General features: G+C 61.1%; 15 protein-coding genes. 5 read left to right on the forward strand and 10 right to left on the reverse strand.

Annotated features, from left to right (window positions below):
* Positions 1-75 precede the first annotated feature (75 nt).
* The 3 genes from LQ220_RS12765 to LQ220_RS24920 are packed head-to-tail and all read right to left on the reverse strand — an operon-like array spanning position 76 to position 2649.
* The gene (locus LQ220_RS12765) at positions 76-1164 is read right to left on the reverse strand and encodes an acyltransferase (protein WP_230188681.1); all 1089 of its coding nucleotides are present in this window, start codon (positions 1162-1164) and stop codon (positions 76-78) included.
* The gene (locus LQ220_RS12770) at positions 1161-2522 is read right to left on the reverse strand and encodes a putative O-glycosylation ligase, exosortase A system-associated (RefSeq protein ID WP_230188682.1); all 1362 of its coding nucleotides are present in this window, start codon (positions 2520-2522) and stop codon (positions 1161-1163) included. Before LQ220_RS12770 ends, LQ220_RS12765 begins: the two co-directional genes overlap by 4 nt.
* On the reverse strand, positions 2515-2649 hold the full coding sequence (locus tag LQ220_RS24920; RefSeq protein WP_281821817.1) for a hypothetical protein: 135 nt from the start codon (positions 2647-2649) through the stop codon (positions 2515-2517). Before LQ220_RS24920 ends, LQ220_RS12770 begins: the two co-directional genes overlap by 8 nt.
* A 91-nt stretch (positions 2650-2740) precedes the next feature.
* Between LQ220_RS24920 and LQ220_RS12775 the strand changes: the two genes are divergently transcribed.
* Together LQ220_RS12775 and LQ220_RS12780 are read left to right on the forward strand one after the other, a co-directional pair.
* A complete protein-coding gene (locus LQ220_RS12775) occupies positions 2741-3964 on the forward strand; it encodes a TIGR04063 family PEP-CTERM/XrtA system glycosyltransferase (RefSeq protein WP_230188683.1) in 1224 nt (407 codons plus the stop codon).
* Positions 3961-5022, forward strand: coding sequence for a hypothetical protein (locus LQ220_RS12780; protein WP_230188684.1), 1062 nt, complete (start codon positions 3961-3963; stop codon positions 5020-5022). The genes LQ220_RS12775 and LQ220_RS12780 overlap by 4 nt, the downstream gene beginning before the upstream one ends.
* On the opposite strand, the gene LQ220_RS12785 is transcribed toward LQ220_RS12780, so the two are convergent.
* Both LQ220_RS12785 and LQ220_RS12790 read right to left on the reverse strand, forming a co-directional pair.
* Entirely contained in the window at positions 5019-5375 is a 357-nt protein-coding gene (locus LQ220_RS12785) for a hypothetical protein (RefSeq protein WP_230188685.1), read from the reverse strand. The genes LQ220_RS12780 and LQ220_RS12785 overlap by 4 nt on opposite strands.
* Entirely contained in the window at positions 5372-5560 is a 189-nt protein-coding gene (locus tag LQ220_RS12790) for a hypothetical protein (RefSeq protein WP_230188686.1), read from the reverse strand. Before LQ220_RS12790 ends, LQ220_RS12785 begins: the two co-directional genes overlap by 4 nt.
* Before the next feature lie 128 nt (positions 5561-5688).
* On the opposite strand from LQ220_RS12790, the gene LQ220_RS12795 reads away from it, so the two are divergent.
* Positions 5689-6357 carry a S24/S26 family peptidase gene (locus LQ220_RS12795; RefSeq protein ID WP_230188850.1) on the forward strand — a complete coding sequence of 223 codons (669 nt, stop codon included), beginning with the start codon at positions 5689-5691 and terminating at the stop codon, positions 6355-6357.
* 78 nt (positions 6358-6435) lie between these two features.
* Positions 6436-6978 (forward strand): hypothetical protein, encoded by a 543-nt coding sequence (locus tag LQ220_RS12800; protein ID WP_230188687.1) that lies wholly within the window; start codon positions 6436-6438, stop codon positions 6976-6978.
* A 70-nt stretch (positions 6979-7048) separates the two neighbouring features.
* Here the strand turns inward: LQ220_RS12800 and LQ220_RS12805 are convergent, their stop codons facing one another.
* Genes LQ220_RS12805 through LQ220_RS12815 form a run of 3 tightly spaced genes read right to left on the reverse strand, consistent with a single transcriptional unit; the run spans position 7049 to position 10130 of the window.
* Entirely contained in the window at positions 7049-7927 is an 879-nt protein-coding gene (locus LQ220_RS12805; RefSeq protein WP_230188688.1) for an oxygenase MpaB family protein, read from the reverse strand.
* 6 nt (positions 7928-7933) lie between these two features.
* Positions 7934-9283 (reverse strand): SRPBCC family protein, encoded by a 1350-nt coding sequence (locus tag LQ220_RS12810; RefSeq protein WP_230188689.1) that lies wholly within the window; start codon positions 9281-9283, stop codon positions 7934-7936.
* Between the two features lie 4 nt (positions 9284-9287).
* Positions 9288-10130 (reverse strand): acyl-CoA desaturase, encoded by an 843-nt coding sequence (locus LQ220_RS12815; RefSeq protein WP_230188690.1) that lies wholly within the window; start codon positions 10128-10130, stop codon positions 9288-9290.
* 197 nt (positions 10131-10327) lie between these two features.
* On the opposite strand from LQ220_RS12815, the gene LQ220_RS12820 reads away from it, so the two are divergent.
* A complete protein-coding gene (locus LQ220_RS12820; RefSeq protein ID WP_230188691.1) occupies positions 10328-10654 on the forward strand; it encodes a metalloregulator ArsR/SmtB family transcription factor in 327 nt (108 codons plus the stop codon).
* Between the two features lie 17 nt (positions 10655-10671).
* On the opposite strand, the gene LQ220_RS12825 is transcribed toward LQ220_RS12820, so the two are convergent.
* Positions 10672-10953 (reverse strand): hypothetical protein, encoded by a 282-nt coding sequence (locus LQ220_RS12825; RefSeq protein ID WP_230188692.1) that lies wholly within the window; start codon positions 10951-10953, stop codon positions 10672-10674.
* Positions 10954-11513: 560 nt separating this feature from the next.
* Complete coding sequence (locus tag LQ220_RS12830) at positions 11514-12692, reverse strand: VWA domain-containing protein (protein ID WP_230188693.1); 1179 nt, start codon at positions 12690-12692, stop codon at positions 11514-11516.
* Between the last annotated feature and the right edge of the window lie 137 nt (positions 12693-12829).

Genomic DNA, 12829 nt, shown 5'->3' on the forward strand with positions numbered 1-12829 from the left:
TTCAGTCTCTGTCGGATGCCTGATCGCCTACCGCGCTTTGGCGGCAGCGACCAGTCCCCGCGAGACGAACGGCCCTCAGCGGGCTTCGTTCCGCACGGTACCCAGCGGCTGGCGCCGATTGTTACGGATCACGAACCATTGCCGCCCCGGTTTCTCGATCCAGTGATGCAGAAGGAAGGACGCTGCCAATGTAAAGCCAAGGAAAGACAGCATCAGCATCGGCGGCACAGCGCGCGGATCGCTGACAAAGGCAATCTTGAACCAGATATACAGCATGAAATGCGACAGATAGGTCGCATAGCTGATCTCGCCGAGGATCTGGAACCCCTTCCAGTGGAGCGGATTGCGCGTAAAAGCCGATGCGTGCGCAAGGCTGAGGATCAGGCAGGCGGCTCCCGCTGGAAACGCCCATATCTCACGCGACAGGCCTGTCGCCCATAGCCCCCAGAACATCGCTACCCCCGCCAGCGACAGGACGAACGCATATGGCTCCCCATCCGGCCCGCGCATCCAGAACGCACAGAGCATCGCGCCGCACGCAAATTCGGTGAGGCAACGGATCAGGCCGAAGCGGGGAATGTCATGTCCCAATGTGGTCTCACCCGCCAGATGCAGGATCAGGGCCAGCAGGCCCAGCGACAGGATCATGCCTGTCAGCAGATGCGGGCGAGACGCTTTTGCAATCGGTGTCCCCAGCACGAGCAGGGGGAACAGAAGATAGGCGGCGGTCTCTGCGCTGATCGACCATGCCGGATGGTTCCACGTCAGCGTGTCGGTCAGCCCCCAATTCTGGATCATCGCGATATGCAAAGGCAATTCGCGCCACGGATAGCCGTCCGCACTGCCGCCCGTTTCTTGCACGGCCAACACGAACAATATGGTCAGCGCCAGCATGAAGGCATAAAGCGGATAGATGCGCGCAAAACGACGGGAAAGGAACGGGCCGATTGCCGCCGTTCCATCGCGCAGCATCGCACGATGTGCCGACAGATAGATGACGAACCCCGACAGCAGGAAAAAGAAGTCGACCGCCAGATAGCCTTTGTGCGCAAAATCCATCAGCCACGCAGGTGCCCAGCTTGCCCCGCTGCGAATGTGGTAGACTACCACGAGCCAGGCCGCGATGCCTCTCGCGGCGGTCAGGCTGCGCAACTCGCCTTTCATGCCGTCACGCCTTTTGCGGCGCGGGGCGCAAAGATCGGTACGGCTTCTTCATGCCTGCGCTGACGTGCCAGATAGGTCGAAAGCCCGATCTGCAACGCCAGCAGCATGAAGATGAACGGCTGATAGGCAATGCCGATGAATAGTGCGCCCAGCAGATAGACCAGATGCCCCTGCTGCAACGCCAATGCCAGCGGTGCGACCCATGCCTTGGTCGGGTCGTCACGCCGCCGGTAATGCCGCCTTATCCATTCGGTCCGCGCCAGCGACAGGCCATGGATCATCGCCCACAATAGGAAGCCCGGAAAACCCTGCTCACCCAGCATCTCGAAATAGGCACTATGATAGGCGCGGCCCTTGTCGACGACTATGTTGCGTTCCAGCGTCTGTGCGCCCGGTGGCCCCACCATCTGCGTCTTTTCATAGCGGAAGCTGTTGCCCAGATAGGCGTCAAACCCGCCGCCTGCCGGATGGTCCTTCACATAACCCCAGGTCCACTGCCACACCGCGACACGCGTCGAGGCGCTCTCGTCGGCCTGATAATTCTCGATGGTGTCCATGCGCGACGTGAAGGTGGACGGCAGGAACGGCACGGCGGCCACCGCCGCGATTCCCAGCATCCCGCCATACAGGAACCGTCGCTGCGTCCGCATCAGCATCAATCCGCCCAACAGGAGGATACACAGCAGTCCGGTACGCGTCTCGGTGCCGATGGGTATCAGCAGGCACGCCCCGCACAGCGCCCAGCCGAAAAGCTTGGTGAAGCGGTCAGGCGGAAAGATCGTGCCATATTGCGTCAGCCACAGGATCAGCGGAATGATCGCGATGGCGACCGTGGAAATGGTGCTGCCTTCATACAGGCCGCTATTGTCCGCCACCATCAGGTTCAGCACGCCATAGCCGCCGCCCGACAACAATGTCTTCATACCGCCGGTGATGATGATCGAACTCGCGCACAGCACCAGCACGACCGCCAGCGCCTCCATCCGCAACCGGGTGCGCAAGGTCAGCGGCAGGAATATCGCAAAGATCAGCGCTTTCCACACCCAGTCCCACTTGGTCATCGCCTCCAGCGGAAAGTCTGCGTTCATGGTGGTATAGGCGCACCAGCTCAACAAGGTGAGCATCAGTATCTGCCGCACCGAAGGCCGCAACTCCGCCTTGTCATCCGCGATCAGCCAGCCAAGCACGGCAAGCCCGAACGCAATCGCTGAAATGGGGATGCTGTTCAGCAGGAAATAGGACAGACGCTGCGGCGAAACGATGTCGATATAGGCATAGGCCAGCACCAGCAGAAACGGTCGCTTCAGCCCCAGTGCGAAGAACCCGGCGAGGTAAATGACGAAGAACAGGTCACGCATCGGGCGCGCCTTTCTCCGGGCTGCTGGATTGGGGCGATTCGCGATCCAGATCCTTGCGCGACAGGAGACGCCACAACGCCAGCAGGATCAGCCCATGACTGACCAGTAGGGAAAAAGTGTCGATCACTGCGCGTGCATCGTCCGTTGCATATCGCGAACCGGACTAGCCGATCGGGGTTGACGCGACGTTAATCCTTTTACGGCAAATCCAATGCGCAATGACACGGATTCTTCACGTTCTCGATCACAGCTTGCCGTTGCACAGCGGCTACACCTTCCGCACGCGCGCCATTCTCCGGGCGCAGATGGCGCAGGGGTGGAATGTGCGCGGCGTCACCGGGCGCCGGCATCTGGCGGAAGGGCCGGATGTCGAGACTATCGACGGCCTCACCTTTCACCGCACACCGGGCGACATTACGCCGGGGCAGGGGATCATCCGCGAGTGGCGCGAAATCGGCGCGCTGGCCGATGCGACCGATGCCGTGACCCGCGAATGGAAACCGCACCTCATCCACGCCCATTCGCCGGTGCTGAACGCCATCGCAGCCTTGCGCGTCGCGCGGCGGCATGGATTGCCGTTCGTCTATGAAATTCGCGCTTTCTGGGAAGATGCCGCCGTGGGCAACGGCACTGGCACCGAAAGCAGCACGAAATACTGGCTGACCAAACAGCTCGAAAGCCGCGCGGTGCGCGCGTCCGACGCTGTCATCGTCATCTGTCAGGGGTTGAAGGACGACCTCATTTCCCGCGGTGTCGATCCGGCCAAGATCACTGTATCGCCCAATGGCGTCGACATGGACATGTTTGGCACGCCCGTTCCACCTGATCCTGCGCTGCGCCATAGCCTTGGCCTCGACAATGCAGATGTCGTCGGCTTCATCGGCAGCTTCTACGATTATGAGGGGCTGGACGATCTGATCGCCGCGATGCCCATGCTCCTCGCGCTTCGCCCCACGGCAAAGCTGCTGCTCGTCGGCGGCGGACCGCGCGAAGAAGCCTTGCGCGCGCAGGCGGCGGCATCTCCCGTTGCCGATCACATCGTTTTCGTCGGCCGGGTGCCGCACGATCAGGTCGAAAATTACTACAGCCTCGTCGATGTCCTTGCCTATCCCCGCAAAGCGATGCGCCTCACCGAACTGGTGACACCCTTGAAACCGCTCGAAGCGATGGCGCAGGGGCGACTGGTCGCCGCGTCCTGCGTCGGCGGTCACCGCGAACTGATCGAGGACGGTGTCACCGGCACCTTGTTCCCGCCCGACGATCCAAAAGGCATCGCCGATGCACTCGATCGCATGTTCGCCGACCGAGGCAACTGGGACGCCCGCCGCGCCGTCGCCCGCCGCTTCGTCGAGCGCGAACGCAACTGGGCATCCAACGTCATGCGCTACGAGCCTGTCTATCACCGGCTGTTGTCGGACAACCGCGCAGCGCGGGCCGCATGAGCACCCGCCGGGACATCGTGCGCGCCACGCGCAAGCGTCGCCTGATGACGCTGTTCGCAGGGTGCGCGGCTGCGCTCGCCATGCTGTCGGTGCCGATCCCGCTGATCGAACTGGTCGTGGCATCCACCGGCCTATCCGAAACGATCCCCGCCGCAGCCCCACCGCTGGGCTTCACCGCGCGCGTCGCAATGGCGGGCTTTGCGGCATTGCTGGGCATGGGCGTGTCGCTCGCGCTCAACCCGCGCGTGGCCGCACAGGACGATGAAGAAGAGGCCGAGCAAGCGGGCCTCAACGACTGGCTGAATACCGAATCCGAAACGAAGGAAAGCAAGATGGGCTTTGCATTGTCGAAACTGACCAGCTTTACGCGCGGACGTGGCCGTGCCGTGGACCGCGAACGCGCTGGCTCCGATCTGGCGGATCCGTTGCCGGTCCTGCGCCGCGCGGATTCGCACCCCGATGCACCCGCCCGTCGCCCGATCTTCGCCAGCCGTGATTTCGAAGGCGCGGACATCTTCGCCCTCTCGCCCGCCAGGGAAACGGCGGCGGTTGCCGATGTCCATGACGCTCTTGATATGTCGTCCGGTATGTTCGTCGACGATGTGGCCGAAGCCATCGTGGCTCAACCCGAACCCGCCGCCGCAAAGTTCGATGCGCCAGACGGTCTCGTGATGCCCAACGCGCCCGAACCGCTGGACGACCGAGCGATCCTGACCGAAGCCATCAACGCCTTGCCGCAGGACGCAGCAGTGGAAGCACAGCCGATCATCGCTCGTGTGCCGCTCGACACGCTCAGCATTGCGGAACTCGCCGATCGCTTCGAGCGCGGCATCGCTCGCCGCCGGGCATTGGCGCAGGCTGCCGCCGCCGCGCAAAAGATCGAAACGATCCGGGCAGAAACCGCCGGAATATCGACGACGCAGGTCGCAAACGAACCGCGCGTCCTTGCCGATATCCCGCCTGTTCCGCGTGTTGCGGTGCGTGGCGATGTCGATGCGGAAGTCGATCAGGCGCTGCGCGATGCCCTTGGCACGCTGCAGCAGATGACGGGGCGCTAATCGCCGCTGTCGGTAATAATCAGTACGGCAAGGTTGAGGAAATGCGTTTGCGCATCCCCAGCCCCAGCCCCAGCCACGCTGCCTTCGACCGCTACTTCGCAGACGATGTACCCGCTGATGTGAAATTCCGCCTCGGGTAATCGACGGGCCATATCGTCTGCTCGCGCCGTTGCATCCGCGCCTGCAAATTCAAGCGTCATACAACATACCGTCCCGTCATAAAGCGCACTGGCCCAGGGGATGATTTCGCTGCAAATGCCTGTCGTGTCGGGGTCGGCCATTTCGATAAGGCTGCGAAGCAAGCGGCGGGACGGGTCGCGTGGCCCCGGAAAAGCGGGAAGGCACTGGCTCATTGCGGTTGCCCTCCTGCATATATGTTCATGAAATGTTCTAGGCGTCTCGTCATCCGGGCGCCCGGTTCGCGTCCTCTGCGCATGTCGAGGACGAGGCGCGGATCGCGCGCGGCTTCGCGCCCGAAGCGGGTCGGCGGGATGTCATGCTCCCTCAAGAATTTTTCGACGCGGCGTAGCAGGTGCATGGCGACAATCTCCTTCCATCATTGCCCCGGCACCCACTCGCGAGCGAGTCGAAACCGGATAGGGTTTTTCCTATTTCATTGGCAAATTCCTACTTGTCTAGGAAAAATCCTGCCGCTATATGCAAAATATGGATAATGTTGCTGCCCGCGCTGCGCTCGACCGCCTGATTGCCGAACGGCATGAACGCTACGAGGCGCTGTCCCGCCTAATCGGTCGCAACCCTGCCTATATTCAGCAATATATCAAACGCGGGACGCCCCGGAAGCTGGATGAAGCCGACCGCCGTGTGCTCGCGCGCTATTTCGGCGTGGAAGAGCGCCTGTTGGGCGGGCCCGAGGAGACGCCGGTCGTCAGCCTCAGCCGGAAGCGCGCAACCCCTGCCGTCGTCGTGGTGCCGCGGCTGGCGCTCGGCGCGTCGGCGGGCGCAGGGTCACTGGACGACGATGAACGCGCGTCGGGCGCCTTCGCCTTCGATGCCGCATGGCTGCGGACGATGGGCGTAAAGGGGGAGGGGCTGTCGATCATTCGCGTCGATGGCGAATCGATGGCCCCCACGCTCAACGATGGCGACGACATCATGGTCGACCGCGCCGACGCCGCCCCCCGCCTGCGCGACGGCATCTACGTCCTGCGCCTCGACGACATGCTGATGGTAAAACGGGTGGCAATGGGGCCAAAGCGAGGCCGCTTCTCCGTCCTCAGCGACAACTCGCATTATCCCGACTGGACCGATATCGACCCCGCGCTGGTGGATATTGTCGGCCGCGTGGTGTGGACGGGGCGGCGGGTGGGGTAGGGCGCGGATTGGTGAATATGGGTGGATAGGCGACAGTCCGGTCTGTCATTTAGAAGGGTAGAAAGCGGACTTGGAATCGTGCAGATTAATCTCATGGATAGATGGGCGCCGGGTTACACTCAATCGGAGCTAGATGAAGCGCAAGAACGCTATGGCATCAACTTCCCCCCAGATTTGATAGCTCTGTTCTTGGAAAAGCAGCCAAGCGGGGGGTACCGTTGGAACGCCGAAGATAGCCGTATTCGGAAGATGCTAGCACGGCCTTTGGAGGCCTTGCTGTTCGATGTCGATCACGGCCTTTGGTGGCCAGATTGGGGCGAGCGCCCAAACGACCTATCGCTCCGGCATGGGATTGTAGGTGAGGCGCTGGCGCAAGCGCCCCGACTTATTCCTATACTGAGCCACAGGTTCCTTCCCGAAACTCCTTGCGATAGTGGTAACCCCGTCTTCTCAATGCACGGTTTTGATACGGTATATTACGGTGCGAACCTATCGCAGTATTTCGTCAACGAGTTTGGCGGCACCTATAATATCGGCCCTGTGCGACACATTCCGTTCTGGTCGGATATTACAGAAGGGCACGATCAGACATTCACAGGCGCGCCATATGTCCGCCCCTAGATAACCTAACGCCGAATGACGACGGCAACAAATGGTCGACCCCGAAGTGGTCGCGAAGTGGGAATGCGGATCACGTTTGCGAGGGACCTCTGCGGATCTCGCCGGCAAATGCCCATCGGATGGTGCGTGCGATCAGGGCCGTTGAGAAGCGGGCAGCAGGTGTGCTGAGGCGCGGTCCAACAATTCCGTGCAAGCCGCTCGCCCATGGCGGGAGCAGATCGACTGCTGCATCCATTATCATGGCCTGTACAGGAGCCGCTGCCGGTGCAGGCGCCTTCTGACGCAGGACCAGTCTTGCGATCTCTTTTGTCCTTGCGTCTGCACTCAAGGCTGGACGCATGGTCTCTACCCGTGCTTCGGCCTTGGCGCGAGTTTGCGGCACGGGATCTGCGCCGAGCATTTGTGCGATCAGGGCGAATTGCGCGAAATAGCTGTCCTGGTCGGCTTCGCTCATGCCGGGCTCGCCATAGCGGATCCAGGCGTCGAGAAAGCACAGAGCTTCCGTGACATGAACCCATGCGAGCAGATGCGGTTCATTGGCGGAATAGGGTGTGCCGTCCGGCAGTGTTCCGGTGACCTGCGAATGGACGTCCTTAACCCGCTTTACGGCGGCCAGAGCATCGGCCTGGTCGGCGTAGGTGGTCACGGCGATAAAGCGCGCGGTTCGCCTCAGCCTGCCCAACATATCATCCCGGAACGTCGAATGGTCCCAGATCCCCGCCAGCGCCGCAGGATGGAGCATCTGCATAAGCAGCGCGGAAACGCCACCCACCATCATCGTGGTAACATCGCCATGCACGCGCCAGATTACGGAATCGCAAGGGAAAAGCGCATTGGACGAGCGGACGACCGGCTTTTCACCGTTGGCGCGATCATTGAACACAGCCCGGACCCGGTCGACCAGAGCGCGGCGTAGAAAGCCGGTTAGCAAAGAGCGTGCAGGTGCCATCGACCATCAAACTCCCGAACGGTGGTGATCACTGTCTTCCGCAACGGCCTTTGCCTGAATGTCGCGCAAAACCCGCATCACATTCAGATGGATCGCCCATCGTGCTACGGGTTCCCAATAGAGCACCGGGTCCATCTTCAATATGTGGGTAGCACGCGCCGTAAGCCGGGTGCCACCATTGGCGAGCGGTTCGAGGTCGAAGCGGGTTTCCCCCGTATCGAAATAGCCGCGCACGTGGGGTGCATGGACTTTCCGATAGGGACTCATCTCCTCCATGGCGGGAGGCTGCTCGACCACAGTAAAGGCAAGGCGCCGTTCGGGTTGCCACTGGGTCACCCTCTCCCGAGCAACACCGGTCGAGAATTCGCCCAGACGCACCGCTCCCACGCCTGCGCCCACCAGGCGTCCACGGATTGGATAAGCAAGCCCTGAGACGCCGACGATCCCCGGTCCGGATGCTATGGGGCTGCTGTCCGTCAGTGCGTGCCATACAGCTGAGGGAGGCGCCGCAATGTCGACGGCTTCATGCGTGGCAATCGGCGCGACGGGTGGCATGGCAGCCTCCAGCGCAAACAGAGCGGGCAAGAAGGCAAGGCTCATTAGCGGCTGGTCCTTTTTCCTACCGAAACGCGCAGCGGCACGGCCCAGACCGCCGCCGACAATTGCCACGATTCCGCCAAGCGGTGCAGCCATCAGAATGCATAGCATACCCTCCAGTGCCAGCAGGATCAGCGCAAGCGACCCGATGCCGGCGGCCCCCATGACCAACATGCTCGTTTGGCCAAAACTTATGGACCTCCGCCGATTGGCGAGAAAGCCAGTGGTCATACCGACCAGAAAGGGCGTCATCACGAACAGGCCCCAGCCATAGGCACCGAAACTAACGGCAGATATCAGCACGGCCAGAATAATTATCGCAACGCCTGCGAGAACCCCCTGCATCATATCCCTGACATCGACACCCGCTTCGGGCTCGTCTCCGATCTCAGTCGACAGGTGTGGAAGGATCAGGAGCAGTGTGACAGCGGCGATCTGGACCATGGGCACGATCGCCAGTGCGGCGAGAAAATAGCCTCCTCCCGACCACGACGCGCGGCGGAATGACAGCAGCGCCAGTCCCCAGGCCACAACGAGGCTGATGGCGAAAGACACAGCCGCCGTCGTCATGTCCAGATTGGGCAGCAGGGTCAGGCTGCGCAGCGGCAGCAGCCAGAAGCTCGGGCTGAGGGGGATCGGGAACCCTTCCCTGACGAAAGCCGCCGCTACTGCGGCATGCTGGGACAGAAGTAGGGTTGGAGCCAGCAAAACATAAGCGAAGGGCGAGAGTTCGCCTTGGAAGGATAAGGGGTAGCGCATGGGCTTACACCTGAGTCAGGGATATGGGGCTGGCGGGGTCAGGCGTGCTTTCTCTCGAAATCTGCATCACGGCTGCGGCTCGGTCCAGATGTTGGGGAAGAACGATATTCCATGCCAAGCCCAGTGTTTCGAGCAGCTTGATAAAAGCATAACCCCAGTCGCTCTGGCCCGGGTGCAGGCCGATCCGCGCCGATCCCGGAAAAGCATGATGGTTATTATGCCATGCCTCGCCCATGGTCGGGATCGCCGCCCATGGGACATCATGCGCCTGCACCCCGGCGTCCTTGACCAGCCAGCTTTGCGGTCCCCGGCGATGCGCCAAATGCCCCACAAACCAGTGCCCTGTTACGGAGATGCTGACCCGGACGCAGATGCCCCAGACTACCCAGCTCCATCCACCGCCCAGGAACAGCAGGACCGCTATAGGGATTTGTTGCGCCATCCATGTGGCTTCCAGAAAGCGGTAGAAACGGTCCCCGCCGGCATCGCCATAATCAAAGGCTGGTGGCCGCTGAAGATCCAGCCGACAGTGGAGTTGCCAGTAGGCATCCCTCAACATCGACTGGCGGTGGGCGAGATAATCATGGCAATCGCGCTGACGTTGCGCCCAGTCGCGCATGTCATGGGTACGGATCATCCAGAGCGGTCCGCTCATGCCGACGCATGTGCCGATCCAGACGAGTGCGCGCTCCACCCATTTCGGGCAATCGAAGCTGCGGTGGATCAGGCGGCGATGAAAACCAACGCTATGGCCGAGCAGTAGCGAAGCGCCGGTGAGGAGAACGAAAATTAGCAGCGCGCTCCGGCTGAACAGCCACGGTGCCAGAACCAGCGAGGTCAACAGCATGCCCCCGTTCCAGACGGAGTGCACCGGATCCCATCGCACTATGCCCTCGACGGGGCTGCATCCCGGCGTTTCAATCAAGCTATTCACGCTGCAGCGGTCGGTCGCGACTCTCATGACAGCCTCCTAGGTAATTAGCTTATTCCTTAAATATTGCACGCCCCTTGTCAAGCCGTTAGCTCATTCCTTAAATAAGGATAATGCAGAAGATATTCGAAGCCCTCGCCTCGGTGCCGCGCCGCAAGATACTCGCCTATCTCGCGCATGCCGAACTAAACGCGGGTGACATTGCGTCGCGGTTCGAAATGTCGAAACCTGCTGTCTCGCAGCATCTGGCCGTGCTGGAGAATGCCGGGCTGATCGCCAGTGAGAAGCGTGGCCAGTTTGTATATTATCGGCTTGTGCCCGACAGCTTGGCTAATACGCTCAACGCCTATGTGCAGGAAGTATGTCCCGTTTCGAGGCCGCTCAAAGCAGAGAGCGCAAAGATTGCAAAAGCGCGACCGAAAGACACACCCAAACCATAGCCGTCAGATTTTCGCCGTTAGCTGTCGGACCAAACAAGCATCTGAACATCAACCGAACACCCGCCCATGTGGCGTATGAAAGCATTGCGAAGCCCGTCGATGTGCTTCTGCCACTTTTCTCGATCCACATCCGGGTTGACTCCATCTGCATCGAACAGCCAGCCTACGAACTGATCGGCTGTCACGGTGCCACTCTCGGGCAAAAAATCCGTGACGTGCATCGGGCGGTCATTCACAATCGCACCACACCAGCCGCGTTCCACGCAGACCTCGTGCATCAAAGCGTCGAACGGCGTCATTCTGGCATGATAACAGAGTTGGGTCACTATGTCCGCTGTCAGGCATCGTCATCGTTCCGCCGAATGACAAAGTCTGGTCGCTAACCACCCATCACCCCCGTCATCCCGGGCTTGACCCGGGATCCCGCTTTCTTCCTTAGCATCTCAAGTAAAGCGAGACCCCGGATCAGGTCTGGGGTGACGATGGAGAAGGAGGCTACCATCCCCACCAATTTCCCCTGTCCTACACGCAACCGTCTCCGCTACACCCGGCCCATACTCCAGGCCAACGCCCTGCAGGCCCGTCCATGCCTTGAAACCCCTCGGCCCTTCGGGTCGACCAGCCGGGTGGCATAGGGCGGCATTGATGCTGAGGTTATTACGCAGCGGGTATGAGAACGCGGGGATGGCAGCGCCCCAAAGCTGCACGCGACCACGGGGGACCGGCTGGCCCGTATGTTCAGGTTACTCTGCGCGCACTTTCCTCACCCCGTTGTAGCGTCCATCGACTGAGCCAAAGGATGCAACTGGGGGGTGACGTAGTGAGGCCTTTGAGGCTTTCCGCGAAAAACGCGGCGTCATCACCGCTTGCGGGTCAGCTCGCGCATGGCATCGTCCAGTCCCGCCAGCGTGAGCGGATACATGCGGTCGTGCATCAGTTGGCGGATGACTTGCGTGGACTGGCTATAGCCCCAATGCTGCTGCGTCGTGGGGTTGATCCAGACGCTGGCCGGGTATGTGTTGGTCATGCGCTGGAGCCAGGTTGCGCCCGGTTCTTCGTTGAAATGCTCCACGCTGCCGCCGGGCTGGGTGATCTCATAAGGGCTCATGGCCGCGTCGCCGACGAACACGACTTTATAATCATGGCCATATTTGTGGAGGATATCCCATGTCGGGGTGCGCTCGGCAAAGCGGCGGCGGTTGTCCTTCCACACGCCTTCGTACAGGCAGTTGTGGAAGTAGAAGAATTCGAGGTTCTTGAACTCGGCGGTGGCGGCAGAAAACAGTTCCTCGACCAGCGTGATGAACGGGTCCATCGATCCGCCGACGTCGAGGAACAGCAGCAGCTTGACCGCATTGCGGCGCTCGGCGCGCATCTGGATATCGAGCCAGCCTTGCCGTGCGGTGCCGCGAATGGTGGCGTCCATGTCCAGCTCGTCGGCGGCCCCTTCGCGCGCGAAACGGCGCAGGCGGCGCAACGCGACCTTGATATTGCGGGTGCCCAATTCCTTGGTGCTGTCGAGGTTGCGGAACTCGCGCTGCTCCCACACTTTCAGCGCGCGCTTGTGCTTGCTTTCGCCGCCGATCCGCACGCCTTCGGGATTATATCCGCCATTGCCATAGGGCGATGTGCCGCCGGTGCCGATCCACTTGCTGCCGCCCTGATGGCGACCATGCTGTTCCTCCAGACGCTTCTTCAGCGTCTCCATGATCTCGTCCCAGTCGCCCAGCGACTTGATCTTCTCCATCTCTTCGGGGCTGAGATACTTCTCCGCAATGGCGCGCAGCCATTCCTCCGGAATGTCGGCTTGGGCAACGCCATAGTCGCTCTCCAGCCCCTTGAAGACGCGGGAGAAGACCTGATCGAAGCGATCAAACAGGGCCTCATCCTTCACGAAGGTCGCGCGGGCCAGATAGTAGAACTCTTCGGGCCGCCGCGCGATCACATCGCGTTGCAGAGCATCGAGCAGCACCAGATGCTCTTTTACGCCTGCTGGAATGCCCGCGGCGCGCAGTTCGTCGAGAAAGGAGAAAAACATATCGGTGACCCTAATACACCACGCATGCATTGAACAGGCGGGTGCATTTCGCAAACGCAACATTAAGTATTGCATTGCATGATGAATGACGCACTATTCAGTTTCGTCCACGATTCCAACGTCGGACCTGCAAAGCG

The sequence above is a fragment of the Sphingobium sp. CECT 9361 genome (assembly GCF_918741285.1).
Lineage (GTDB): Bacteria > Pseudomonadota > Alphaproteobacteria > Sphingomonadales > Sphingomonadaceae > Sphingobium.

What these genes read in the sequence shown, in the direction of transcription:
- LQ220_RS12765 (WP_230188681.1), bottom strand. Translation starts at nt 1,164, where the DNA reads ATGAAAGGCGAGTTGCGCAGCCTGACCGCCGCGAGAGGCATCGCGGCC.
- LQ220_RS12770 (WP_230188682.1), bottom strand. Translation starts at nt 2,522, where the DNA reads ATGCGTGACCTGTTCTTCGTCATTTACCTCGCCGGGTTCTTCGCACTG.
- LQ220_RS12775 (WP_230188683.1), top strand. Translation starts at nt 2,741, where the DNA reads ATGACACGGATTCTTCACGTTCTCGATCACAGCTTGCCGTTGCACAGC.
- LQ220_RS12780 (WP_230188684.1), top strand. Translation starts at nt 3,961, where the DNA reads ATGAGCACCCGCCGGGACATCGTGCGCGCCACGCGCAAGCGTCGCCTG.
- LQ220_RS12785 (WP_230188685.1), bottom strand. Translation starts at nt 5,375, where the DNA reads ATGAGCCAGTGCCTTCCCGCTTTTCCGGGGCCACGCGACCCGTCCCGC.
- LQ220_RS12790 (WP_230188686.1), bottom strand. Translation starts at nt 5,560, where the DNA reads ATGCACCTGCTACGCCGCGTCGAAAAATTCTTGAGGGAGCATGACATC.
- LQ220_RS12795 (WP_230188850.1), top strand. Translation starts at nt 5,689, where the DNA reads ATGGATAATGTTGCTGCCCGCGCTGCGCTCGACCGCCTGATTGCCGAA.
- LQ220_RS12805 (WP_230188688.1), bottom strand. Translation starts at nt 7,927, where the DNA reads ATGGCACCTGCACGCTCTTTGCTAACCGGCTTTCTACGCCGCGCTCTG.
- LQ220_RS12810 (WP_230188689.1), bottom strand. Translation starts at nt 9,283, where the DNA reads ATGCGCTACCCCTTATCCTTCCAAGGCGAACTCTCGCCCTTCGCTTAT.
- LQ220_RS12815 (WP_230188690.1), bottom strand. Translation starts at nt 10,130, where the DNA reads ATGCTGTTGACCTCGCTGGTTCTGGCACCGTGGCTGTTCAGCCGGAGC.
- LQ220_RS12820 (WP_230188691.1), top strand. Translation starts at nt 10,328, where the DNA reads ATGCAGAAGATATTCGAAGCCCTCGCCTCGGTGCCGCGCCGCAAGATA.
- LQ220_RS12825 (WP_230188692.1), bottom strand. Translation starts at nt 10,953, where the DNA reads ATGACGCCGTTCGACGCTTTGATGCACGAGGTCTGCGTGGAACGCGGC.
- LQ220_RS12830 (WP_230188693.1), bottom strand. Translation starts at nt 12,692, where the DNA reads ATGTTTTTCTCCTTTCTCGACGAACTGCGCGCCGCGGGCATTCCAGCA.